We start from the raw sequence: 12,884 nt of genomic DNA, 5'->3' as shown, positions 1-12,884 counted from the left end.
TGGAAGTACAGTCACAAATGCGAGGAGGATTCTAACATGGGATATGCAAGAAGTGCCAAAGTTGGATTCCGAGTTGTATCAGAAAACATGGATGCGATTGATCGTGCGAATGACAAGATGGATCGGCTTATCAGATCAAGCCGTGAGGCCAACAACCAACTTTCCCACTTTGGCAATCGCATGTCGGTTCAGGGATTGACCAAGTTTGAAGATAAATATGACAGTCTAATCTCTAAATCCAAAAAATTATCAGATAATCTTACAAGTGATGTCGATAACATAAACAATCGTTTAAAAGGCCTTGCTGATAGCTCGCGTGAGTATACGGGGCAAATCGGCAAGGCTTTTTCTGATACTTCCAAGGAAGCCAGGAACTCATTTAAACGTTTGCCTAAAGAGGCAAACTTCAAAGTAAAGACAAATCTCAAGCAAACAAGTAGTGATATTGATCATGCAAATACACGAGTTCAAAGGTTCGGCACAAAGGGTAAGACATCGTTTGATAATTTAAGCAGAAGTGGTCGCAAGACAACGAAGTCGTTCAGAAATCTTTACGACGCCGGAAATGATTTTGTAAATATTAGTTCTCAAATCGCTATGGGTGCTGGGATGATTGGTGCAGCTTTCTTAAAGTCAGCTAACGAAGTTACCAACCTGCAAAATAAGTATATTACCATCAAGAACTTATTAAAGACTGGTGGAGAATCATCATCTCAGTCACGGCGTGAAACTTCATTAATGCAGAAAGAAAACAATCGATTTGCCTTGCAATATGGTGTTTCGCCAACCGCAATGGCTAAAGGTGGAGAAGAACTCATTCGTCGAGGCTATAACGGTAAACAGGAGTTAGCATCACATAAATACTTCCTGCAAGCCGCGAGAGCTTCTGGTGATCCATATAATTCGGTTGTTAACTATGGTGCTCCTACACTTGAACAATTTGGCTATAAAACTAAAGCTGGCAATTCTAAGAGGAAGATGGCTGCCTACACCAAGAAAGTTCTGAACGAAATGGCATATGGTGCTGATTTAACTGCCACCAACTTTAATGGCATGGGCGATGCATTGAGATATGTTGGTGCCACAGCCCACAGCTCCAAACAAGGACTCGCCAGAACCGTTGCCGGTATTGGTGTCCTTTCAAACAATGGTCAGGACGGTTCAATTGCTGGTACTGGTCTGCGTAAGGTAATGAACTCGTTTGCGGCCCCGAATATGGCAGCCAAGTCTCAGCAAGGACAAGTTATGTCAGCTCTAGGCCTTAAACCTTCAGATTTTCAAAAGGCGAATGGTCAAGTTAAAAGTCTGGCTGACAATATGGGTGTGTTAAAGAAAGCAACAGCTGGGATGAGTTCGGCTGAAAAGTTTAATATCTTCCATATGTTCTTTGGGACAACCGGCCAAGAATCAGGGCTGATTCTTGCCAATAACACGAAACAGTTAAGATCACTAACTGGACAAGTTAGTCGTGCTCAACAATATGGCAAAAATGGTTATATTCAATCACTTGCCAAAAAGAACATGCAGTCTTGGAAAAATCAAATAGACGTCTTTAAGCAATACATCAACATTATGGGGATGGGATTCACAAAGACAGTTTTGCCATCGTTCACTAAAGCTTTAGGCGTTGCTAACAAGTTCCTTAAAGTTCTTATCGGACTACCAGCACCAATTAAAAAGGCTGCTGGATATGCAACGGCTTTTGCTGGTATTTGGGGAGGCATCAAGATCGGCAAAGGGCTGCTTGGATTATCAAGCAGTCTTTTATTTGGCAAAGGACGCCGGGCTTCTGCTGCGTCAGGTGCACTTTCAGTTGCTGAAGATGTTGCCGGAGCTTCACCATTGGCAGGATCCCGACTTCATCGTGAAGGCAAAGTACTAACCAGCCGGAGCGAATCAACTCACTTTGCACCATCTCGTTTAGGCAATGCGGCGACTGCATTAAGCAGTGACCGGCTTCTAAGAGGAATGTCGTATGCCACGATTGGTCTTCAAATTGGTGGTCATGCCGTAAGTGCCTTTAAAAAGGGCATCGACAGTAAACAAGGCGGTAGTCAAATGTGGCAAGCTGGGGGTAATGCTGTCGGTGCTGGCCTGGGTCTTGCACTAAGTGGTGGCAACCCATTGGTTGCCATGATTGGATCGTCTGTTGGCGGTTCTGTTGCTAAATATATTGCTGGAAGCAAATATATTAAAAATGGAAGCAAATATATTAAAAAACAAGCGGCTAATGGTCTTGGTTATCAACAGGCTATGTACGCCCATAAAAATTCTAATAACAAAGTTCATCATCGAAGAGTTACTCTTGGCTTAGATAAGTTTGGAGATAAAGAATTAAAGTCATTTACATCTTCATTTGATAAAGCTAATGATAACTGGGCTACCGTATCCAAGGGAACCGGCTCGAAGATCAATCAAAACGTATATGGATCTATGCGTAAGGGGCTTAAGTCATATACTGGCTCGGAGAAATCTTCGTCCAACAAACGAGTTCAATGGTTGCTCAAAGAAGGCGTCATCACTAAGAAACAAGCTAGTTCAATGGAAAAATCGGATAATAAATATTGGAATAAACGCTATTCGAATGCTTCTAAAGGAATTAGCAAGATTAACCGGAGTGAAAAAAATGGTGGTAAAGGCCGTGAAGCTGCTATTTCAGCAACTAATCGGGCAGTATCTAAGTTACTTACCAATAATACCAACAAGGAAACCATTATTTACGGTCGATTAAAAGATCGTACCTCGAAACTTTCTCAGCAACAGGCTCGTTCAATTATCAGGTCTTCATATAAAACGATGAAGTCAACTGTAAGTTCTGCAAACAAAACTTACAAATCTGCTAAAAGTGCTGCTAATAAAAAGTACAATTCAGTTCGTAACGCGGCCGACAAGGAATATTATGTAACTCATTCAATTAGTAAAAAGCAACATGATAAGATTATTGCCAACGCGCGCAGTCAACGGGATAAAACCATCAGTGCCGCCCGAACTACTAAGAATAAGACTATTGATAATGCTGAAACAATGCATGAAAAGGTCGTTCAAAAGACCTCAGCCATGGTTAAAGGTAATTTGAAACAAATGAATACCTGGACCGGAAAAATTAAAGGCATTTGGGGCCACTTTGGCAACTGGTGGGGGAACCTTTGGGGTGGTTTAACCAAGCTTGGTCATCTTGGTACTAAAGCTATGGCTAGCAACTTGACCCCCGAACTCGAAAAAATGAATTCTTACCTAAATTCTATGAAGTCGGGTAAGAAACACCCTAAGCTTCATAAACGAACAGCTAGTACAGATGCTGCAAAATTACCTGGGAACCCCCTTGCTGCTAATGCCTTAGGAACTAGTGGCGCTGCAATGCACTCACATGCTGCTCTCGTTGGTGAAGGTGGTACTGAACTGGCATATACAGTAAACGGTCGCAAAGCTCGTTTGTTGGGTGCAAATGGGCCTGAAATCACACATGTCAAGCACGGTGAGCGAATCCTTAATCACCGAGATACTAAAAAGGTACTCAATGGTTCATATGGCCGTGTATTACCTGGTTATGCTACTGGAAACACTAAGCTTGGCGGTAAACGAGCTAAGTCAGATATTGATGGATTGAGTAAGAAGAGTGGCCAGGCTTGGTCGAAAATCAGCAAAACGACTTCAAAGCACACTAAAGATATCAAGAAACAGACTGTTAGTGATTATGATGCCTTACAAAAGGGTTCATACAAGCAGTTGATTCAGTTTGATAAAGGCAACACGTCGAAGTGGCGCAATATCAATAGTGATACTAAACATTACACGACCAAGTCTAAGAACCAGGCTATCTCGACTTATGACGGTATGCAAAAAGGTGTCCAAAAACAAGTTAATCAGATGCGGTCTGGCGTAATTTCAAGTGGTAAAGCAACGGCAATTGGTTTTGGTCATGCACTTGGTAAGATGGATAACTACGCGCATTCAGCAATGTCCAATACTGTTAAACAATTAAATGGTGGTATTAAAGGAATTGATAAAGTCCTTGGACAGTTTGGTGGTAATAGTTCCGTCATCAATGCCATTCACTACGCTAAGGGTTCAAACGGAGAGCTTTCTAATGACCAGTTGGCGATCGTGAATGATGCTAAGTCTGGTCCACGTCAAGAATCTATTATTCGTAATAATTCCCTGTTGATTCCTCACGGGAATGATAGGATGATCCCCCTAAAGAAACATGACAGAGTCCTTAACGGATCACAAACCCAAGAATTGGGACGTTCAATGGGCATTCAGCACTTTGCTAAAGGTTCAGGTATCTCACACACTGAACTCAACAAAATTATTAGTAAAAATAATGCCCATCCGAACAGAGCTTTCACAAATGAATTTTCATCAAATATTTCCAAGTCTAATACAGTTCTTGGAAATGCTATTAAAGGGCTAAGCAAGCGATCTACCACCAAGTATGGCAATCCTTGGTCGGCCGAAGTATGGCGACAGATGGACAATGCCCGAGGCAATGGTGGCGGTGGCGCGTATGGCAGCGGTACTTGGTTGCACAGTCCAGGTAGTGGGTTTCATGATACGTCAGGAATGGGCTATCGAGGTGCAGTTTCCGGTGGGCTGTCTATTCACGATGGCAACGACTTTTCCGGAGCGCATATTATTCATGCAGTTCATCCCGGCAAAGTAATCCGTTCTGGTGGTGCTCCTCGTGGTTGGGGTGGGCCAATTGGTATTGGTCAAAATATGGTTACCAAATCAGCTGATGGATACTATGTCATTTATCAAGAATTTAATGGCAAGAATAACTCTGGTGCACACACTTTTGTAAGCGTTGGAGATGATGTAAAAGCTGGGCAAAGAATTGCTGCTCTTGGACCAGCTGGGACCCATGTGCATATTGGTGTCTCAAAGCGTAACCCATTTTCTAATAATCCGGATTCAACTAGTGGTTGGCTTGATGTCACCAAGATGAAGTCAACCAAAGCTAAGAAATCTTCTAAAGAAAGCCACAAAACTTCGTCGGCATTATCAAAGCTAGTTGCGAAAGAAATTGCACCACAACTTAAATGGGTCAAGAAGCACCTGAGATCAAGTAATGTTGGGTCACTTGGGTTAAGCGGTGGAACGGCTTCACGTGCCAAGACTTTGTACGATGCCATCAAAGAGGCTTATCCCTCATCAACTAAAGCTGGTATTGAGGCTGTGGTTGGTAACTGGCTACTTGAATCAGGTTTAAACCCAGGAATTCAAAACAGTATTGGTGCTTCTGGACTAGGGCAGTGGTATAAGGGCAGATTTACAGCCTTGAAAGCATATGCCAAGAAGCACGGTACTTCATGGAAGAATGCGGGCACACAGATCGGCTTTGCACTTAACGGCGACAGTTCCAATAGTTCAATCCTTAAGAGCGTTCTTCGTGGTAAGGGTTCAGTAGCAAGCCTGGCAACTAAATTCTCAAGTGAATGGGAACGAGGCGGCCACACAGGCGAACACGTTGCGGATGCAGTCAAAGTCGCAGCTTTGCTTCATAACAATGGTGGCTGGTCAACCAAGAATAGATTAAACGTTTATGGCGAAAAAGATCCAGAGGTTGCGATCAATCCAAAGAAGCGCAATGCAGATAGCCTTATCGGCTCAGCAATTGATGCACGTAGCAAAGTTTCTAATTCGGTATTCAGCAATGAATCTCAAAAGAAAATGCACAAAGCGCTTCTAGAAAACCTTAGAAAGTATAATCCGCTCAAAGGTTTAGCAAGTCATTCAAAACCGGCTGCCAATGCAAACAACAACGTTACTGTCAACCTGAACATGAATATCACAGTTAATGCTAATGATAAAAATGCTGGAACTAAAGTTGCCAATGATATTTCCAAGCAGGTCAACGAACAGGTTCAGGCAATCTTTGGCAACTTAATGGCTAAAAGAGAAGGAGGGTTTATTTAATGGCTACCACGGCAGATATAGCTAAAAATGCCTATAATTCAACGCTTTCCGTTTTAAATAATGTCAAAGCAGCATATGATCAGGCAAATGCCGACTATCTAGATAGCCTCGACGATCAAGCTAATGGCGCCGGACTCGATATAAATGAGTCGGCTCATCAACTCATGGCACAATATGTAGTTGGTAAGTCGCCATATGTCGGTTCCCAGTATTGTGTTCCATATGGCGGCGGTTATTTGATTTCTTATAATTCTGGTGAAGATACCATTTATCAGCAAATGGATAGCGCAATGAAATACGTTTCTAAAATGACGGTTAAAAATGGGGGCCATGGATCCTCGTTCGGAATTGATGGCTCAGGTAATATCTGGGATTCTGTCAGGCATAATGGTTACCAAATAAGTAAGTTCGCTTATCAGCCTGGGGCTTCGATTGACGCAAGTTCATTAACGTCGCTCTACAATTCACCTGATATTTTACGAGTTAATTATGATACCAGTAATAACCTCGTTGGCTACACTACGGCGGAAAGTTATTGCGTTTGTGACCCGGGAAATTTAAGCAATCCTAAAAAGACAGTTAGTCTGTCAGCAATGGGATTTAGTGTCGGCCAGCAAACGTGGCAATCACAGTCGTTAAGCTATCCATATATCTTTTGGCAAAGTGGTGCCTATAACTCAAATAGTGATCCAGCGACTGTTGGATGTTTTAATGCTGACACAAATACTAAGGAATTTGTCAAAAGCTATCTAACGAGTAGCTATGGTATGAAGTATTCCTATAATGAGCCAGAAGGAATCTATTCAACTGGATCTGCTGTTTTAGTGACGTTTAATAATAATGATAATGGATCGAACTCGATTAACTATCTATTTTCAATTCCTACACTGACGGCTGATTCAACGGTTAGTGAGTGTTTAAAAGCATTGAATAATTTAAAGAAAGCCTTAGCCGATGCTAAAACGGCATTCAATTCTGCTAAGTCTGATTTTCAAAAATATCAATCAACTAGTAAAACGATTGTCAAAGATACGCGAATTTATAAAAATGCCACGAAGGATGTTAAAAGCCAGCAAAAACTTGTTTTAAGTACCAAAAAGAAAATTGCAATTGTAACTAAGCAATATAGCAAGGCTACGGGTACTAAGAAAGCCGCTTTAAAAAAGCAACTTGATAACTTGAAGAAAGTTTATCAAAAGAAAAATAGTGCCTTAACTAAGCTCAAAAAGAAACAAGCTACGGCCAGGTCTAAGCTTTCAAAAGCCCAAAGAAAATCATTATCCGCTCAAAAAGCCACACAACGGGCAATCCTGAAGAAAGCAATTGGCGCCGCAGTGATGGCTGAAACAGGTGGTAAAGATGTGACGTGGATAACGCCTGTGAACCCTGGCAGCAAAGAAAGTTACGCTATTTTATGGCCTGATAGTGAAGACTTTTCGGAAACAGTTAACGTTAATGAAACGGCAGTCATCAAACACACACCGATCAATACGGTTACACAGGCTGGAACAGAAAGTATTTCAGTGGGCGGAGCTCTGATCGGTGAAGATGGTTCAGTTCCAACATTGGTTAAAAAGTTCGAACGGATCAGAAAATGGGCTGAAAATACAGCCGAAGTATCACTGATCGGGCAAACGTCTTTCCCACACGCGATCATCTCGGGAATTGACAAGCCGCACGACACCTATTTGACTAACCAAGTTCCGCTAACCATTACTTTACAGAAGGTGGATTGGGCTGATTCAAATGTCAAAAAGAAAGCCAATTCATCGAAAAATAAGGGTAAGGCTAACAAAAAATCTGGTAGTGGTCATAAGCAGAAAAATAGCAAGAGTGCCGTGAGGACGGTAACTACTAAGCCGGGTGACACGTACTATAAATTCGCCCAAAAGTACAATGTCAGTGTTGCTCAACTACGCAAATGGAATAAGTACGCTGACCGATCAATACCGGTTGACATCAAGATAAGGGTCAAGTAGGGGGAATCTTATGAGTTTACGAGATAAATTAATTATTGATACAAGTGATCTCCCCAATTATGTGGTTTTACCGGTTGGAACCGAGAACTTCACCATTGAGTTCGACTATCGTGAACGCTACGATAACTTTTATTTCAACCTATACGATGCTGACGATAATCCGCTGATTACCGGAGAAAAGCTTGTTTATGGGGTGCCATTGTGGAACATCAATGATGCTAATCTGCCAAGCGTGACGATTATCCCCCTTGATGAAACTGGCGTGGAGAACACCGTCAGCATTGATAATTTTCAGATATCAGTCTTTCTATATTTTGATGATCTTGATCCATCGATTGAAGATCCAAGTACTGCTGATGTTGATGAGAATGACACTGACAATTCTGATCTTCTAGATGATGACTCAGGAAGTTCATTAATCGAGGACGAGCCTTCTGATGATGATAATGAGTATGCGCTCCCGGAAGATTGGAGGGATGAGCAATGAAACTCGTTAGGCTTTATCGAAGGCTTGAGATTGATGGCAAAAAAGGCAAATTAACTCTCAAGAGTTACGCCAAAGTACCTGATAACATCTCAATGGATATTGAAGCGTCCTATGCATCCGGCAGCAAGGAGACGACGCAAGTTTCGGTGATGAACTTGCCGGCTGAAGATATTAATTATTTGACGAAGGGTTCTAACGCTCGGGTTTATGGCGGCTGGTATGGTGAAGATGGCTCATCGAATAACGTCGGTATCATCATGGAAGGAAAGTTGGCGTCACCGACCCCTTCAACCATTGACACGTCAGGAAAAACCACAACAATCACTATCGTTGATGGCAGTGATTATGACAAACTTCCTGAAGTTAAGAAAAAGGCGACTACTTCAAGGTCAATTTCTGCGCAAAAAACGCTTGACCAAACAATCACTGCTTACAATAGCAAGATGAATGCACAGCGCCGTAAGTGGATTGATAGCCATCCGGGTGCTACAAGCAAACAGCTTCGAGCTTATGGGCATACAATCATTACCAAGAAAAATGCTTTTGCCAAAAAGAAACGGCAAGAATATGTTAAGCAAAAAGCTAACCATGCTGCTAAAGCTAAGGTAACTAAAAAGACTAAGTACAAACCCTTATCTTTTGCAAAAAATACCAAGGGTTCTTCAATCATCAAAAAGATTGCCAAGGAGGCGGGAATCAAAATATACAAGCTAAAACTCGTATACGATAAGAAGTTTACCAAGGGCTACACGGCTAAAGCAAAACCGATGAGTGCCATTAAAAGTATTGCTTCGCAGTGTAAGACACCGATAGCTTATCCTAATGGTCGATTGGAGATTGCGGATTATTCCAAGAACAAAAAATCGAACTTCTATTTGAACTATGATACCGGAATGCTTGGGGAGCCGGAACCTCAAGACGATTCGGATGATGGGCTACAACACTATCAAGTTGTAGCTCTTTTTAGGCCGTATTTTACCGTTGGGTATATCTTCCATATTGAAAGTACAACTTTGAGTGGCTGGGTACTAATTAATAGCGGCACAACGTCTATTACTGATGATTCAGGAACATCAACACTTGATTTGGTTGACTACTCTAAATACAAAAAGAAGAATTCAGCTTCGGTCAAAAAAGCTGAAACCAAAGATAAAAAGACCAAAGCGAAGTTGGACGCTGCTAATCGAAAAAAGCTTAAGGAAAAGCAGAAAAAGAGGCGTGCCAAATGACTAAAAGTCGTGACTACGTTAATGAATTTTTTAATATGTTTCGGGACGATGTGATGAGTGATATTCATGGTTCCATTCGCTGCAAAATTGTTAAGGTGAATGCCGATAAAACGTACGATGTTCAGCCGCTGGCTTTGTTTTCGGATGGAACCAAGCGGCCACAGCTTCTGAGCCTGCAAGCATCATTTATCCCGATTAAGATCAAATACCACGACGACATTGGCGACTCACATAGTTTTGATCCATTCTATGCAGAAATGATAATCAACTATCAAGTGGGGGATGTTGTGGTGGTTGTGTTTGAAGACCGAGATACCTCTAACGCCAAGGGCGATAGTGTCTACAAGATTGATAGCAAACGGATGCATGACGCTAATGATGGAGTTATCGTCGGCAAGATTGATATGAAGTAGGTGAATTAAATGGCAACGGATGTCTATATAAATGATCAAGGCGATTTTGAGCAAGATGATAAAGGCAGCGTGGCAATGGTCGATGGCCTCGAAGAGATCACCCAATCCTGCATGATCGCCTTGAATACCCGCAAAGGTGGTTGGGTTCTTGATACCAATGAAGGCCTTGACTGGGGAGCCGTAATTGGAAGCAATGTTCACGATCAGTTTGTGACTGCGGCGATTAGAGAAACGCTTCTTGAAGACCCGCGAATTGATGAGATTCACGATGTAGATTTCGAACGGGAAGCAAGAGTGCTCAAAGTTCACATTACGATTGAAGTTAAGAATCAATTGAAAGAAGTTGTATGGGAGGCGGGTGTCGTCAATGATTGATGAAAATGGTTATACGCCGCTGAATTATGACGATGCTTTAGATACCGTTCAAGGCTTTATTCGAAGAGAAAACGGAGAAGATACCAATGTATCGCCCAGGTCATTTTGGGGAACGCTCGCCCGAGTTTTGGCCAAAATAGCCGTCAATGTTGATCAAAACGGTGAAAATGTTCATGATTCGGGATATATTCTGCAAGCCACGGGAGTAAATCTTGATCGCGTTGGGGGCAATTACGGGTTAATGCGAAAGCAAGCTGAAGCAGCCAGCGTGACCTTATCATTTACTGGGACACCTGGATATGTAATTCCAACGGGAACTGTATTTATGGATGACAATGGTAACGAATTTTATTCCGTTGATGACTGTCAACTTGATGTAAACGGAGTCGGATCAACAATTATTGTTTCAAGCGAGTTAGGATCACAATACAATGTTGATGCAGGTACAATTGTTAACCAACAGTCGCCTGTTGAAGAAATTGATAATGTAACCAATTCACAGGCAGCCGAGGGTGGTCAAGATATGGAAACAGATCTTGATTTTAGAAACCGATTGCTATTGGCATCAAACTCCAATGAATCTGGGACAATTAATGGCATATACACTGCATTAATGAACACTCAAGGAGTCACGGCCGTCAAAAGTGTTTATAACAGTTCGGAGAATGCTCCTGATGCTTATGGCAACCCGCCGAAGACTGTTCATTACTATGTTCAGGGCGGTGCAGCTCAGGACGTTGTCAATACAATTTTTAGAGTTGGTGGCGGTGGAATTGCCCTTTATGGATCTAAGAGTGGCACAGCAATCGATGATTCTGGCGAAGCGCACACGATCTACTTCGATCGTCCACAAGAAACGCCGATTTTTGCCAAAGTCAGTGTTAAAGTCAATGACAGCTTTGATAAAAATGAAGGTACAGATGATATTAAGGCGGCTGTTGAAGGATACATTGAAAGCTTGCAAATGGGTTCAAAAGTTGTGACCAATCAATTCTTCTCTAATATCTATGCAATTGACGGTGTCAATTACGCGGATATCACGATTGGAACCGATAAGACTAAATTAAGTACTGATAACATCACTTTGACCGCCTTCGAGATTCCGATTATCGATGATGATAATGTGGAGGTTGACTATGTACCAAACTAATTATGATGAGCTATATTCTGAAATATTTAAGATGTTCGACAGGGGATTAGCCGTTGGTGCCGGGAGCAACATCAACACTTTAATTCGGGTACTGACGCGTTTTCAGTTATGGCTGGACAACAACTTTGAGAGCATCCACAGTTCATGGATAATTGATGAAGCTGTCGGCGAACAGCTTGATGAGATTGGCGACGATATTCACCAACCTCGATATGGTGCGAATGATGACACATATCGGTTTATTTTAAAAACGAAGCTGTTAGCGGCTCATTCAGGTGGAACAATTAACGATATTATTAATATTGTTTGTAATGCGCTTCAAATTGATCCCAAGAGTTCCGGGTTAAAAGTTCACACTGATTATCATTGGGATGGTACCAAAATAGTTGGGAACCCACAGGTTGTTGACATTGATAACCTTCCAACTAGTTTAATATCATCCAGCCAATCACTGATAATCCTCATGGATCGTTTATCATCAGCGACGCTAAACGGAGTTACGATTAATACAATTGCGTTTATGAATAATTCTAAACTAATTGAATATGTAGGTGTTGGGACTCAGTCCATCATGGTTAAAGAAGTTAATGTAAAAGGAGGCAATTAACATGGCATATGACTTGGCAAAAGTAACTGCTAACGGAAACAACCTTATTGCTCAAATATTGGCCAACAAGTCATCACTAAGCATTGATAAGATAGAAATAAGTGATACTCAATTACCATCGACAACGGATATCTCAACGATGACATCTGTTCCCAAGGTAGTGCAAACTGTTAGTGCAAACGGATTTTCTAAAAATAGTAATACCTTGATTATTTCAACAGTCGTTGATAACTCATCCATAAGAGCTGATTACAAGGCATGGGTATTTGGAATTTGGGGATCTGATTCTCAAAATGGGCAATCACAATTAATTGCAGTTATCACATCAACAAATAGTCCAGATACAATACCAGCTTTTTCTGGTATTACTCCGGTATCATATACGTATAAATTCAACATTGGGTTTTCAAATGCAAGTCAAATTCAATTTAATATGATTGATGATTCGTTTGCTACCAACGATACGGTTGTCCATACGACCGGTGATGAAACAATTGACGGCCAAAAGAAATTTAAAACAGATCCTACTGACCGTGCGGGGAATGCTTACGCCAAGACGGTTGACGTTAATCAGCAACTGGATAAAAAAGTGAATATTGCTGATATGCGTAAACCAGCTAGCGATGTAGCGGGGATTGAAGAGGTTAACGCCAAACAAGATAAAATTGGTTACACGCCAGCTGACGATTCCAAAGTAGCCCACCTATCTGGTGCTAACAATTTTG

9 protein-coding genes are annotated in these 12,884 nt (G+C 41.7%); all 9 read left to right on the top strand.

Going from position 1 to position 12,884, the window contains the following annotated elements:
• Positions 1-36 precede the first annotated feature (36 nt).
• A complete protein-coding gene (locus CES81_RS12520; protein WP_089122056.1) occupies positions 37-5,919 on the top strand; it encodes a phage tail tape measure protein in 5,883 nt (1,960 codons plus the stop codon).
• Positions 5,919-7,898, top strand: a complete 1,980-nt coding sequence (locus tag CES81_RS12515; protein WP_089122055.1) for a LysM peptidoglycan-binding domain-containing protein — start codon at positions 5,919-5,921, stop codon at positions 7,896-7,898. The genes CES81_RS12520 and CES81_RS12515 overlap by 1 nt, the downstream gene beginning before the upstream one ends.
• A 10-nt stretch (positions 7,899-7,908) precedes the next feature.
• A complete protein-coding gene (locus CES81_RS12510; RefSeq protein ID WP_089122054.1) occupies positions 7,909-8,385 on the top strand; it encodes a phage baseplate plug family protein in 477 nt (158 codons plus the stop codon).
• Positions 8,382-9,614, top strand: coding sequence for a hypothetical protein (locus CES81_RS12505; RefSeq protein ID WP_089122053.1), 1,233 nt, complete (start codon positions 8,382-8,384; stop codon positions 9,612-9,614). Before CES81_RS12510 ends, CES81_RS12505 begins: the two co-directional genes overlap by 4 nt.
• The gene (locus CES81_RS12500; protein ID WP_089122052.1) at positions 9,611-10,027 is read left to right on the top strand and encodes a hypothetical protein; all 417 of its coding nucleotides are present in this window, start codon (positions 9,611-9,613) and stop codon (positions 10,025-10,027) included. Before CES81_RS12505 ends, CES81_RS12500 begins: the two co-directional genes overlap by 4 nt.
• Positions 10,028-10,036: 9 nt before the next feature.
• Positions 10,037-10,402 (top strand): DUF2634 domain-containing protein, encoded by a 366-nt coding sequence (locus CES81_RS12495; RefSeq protein WP_089122051.1) that lies wholly within the window; start codon positions 10,037-10,039, stop codon positions 10,400-10,402.
• Positions 10,395-11,552: a baseplate J/gp47 family protein gene (locus CES81_RS12490; RefSeq protein WP_089122050.1), complete on the top strand. Its 1,158-nt coding sequence runs from the start codon at positions 10,395-10,397 to the stop codon at positions 11,550-11,552. The genes CES81_RS12495 and CES81_RS12490 overlap by 8 nt, the downstream gene beginning before the upstream one ends.
• On the top strand, positions 11,539-12,159 hold the full coding sequence (locus CES81_RS12485; protein ID WP_089122049.1) for a hypothetical protein: 621 nt from the start codon (positions 11,539-11,541) through the stop codon (positions 12,157-12,159). The genes CES81_RS12490 and CES81_RS12485 overlap by 14 nt, the downstream gene beginning before the upstream one ends.
• A gap of 1 nt (position 12,160) precedes the next feature.
• Positions 12,161-12,884 (top strand): hypothetical protein (locus CES81_RS12480; RefSeq protein WP_145993356.1); only part of this gene is annotated, 724 nt, incomplete at its 3' end.

This window comes from Secundilactobacillus pentosiphilus (assembly GCF_002217985.1).
GTDB classification, from domain to species: Bacteria; Bacillota; Bacilli; order Lactobacillales; family Lactobacillaceae; genus Secundilactobacillus; species Secundilactobacillus pentosiphilus.
Note: the sequence above shows the minus strand (reverse complement) of the source record. Positions and strands in the feature narration are given on the sequence as shown.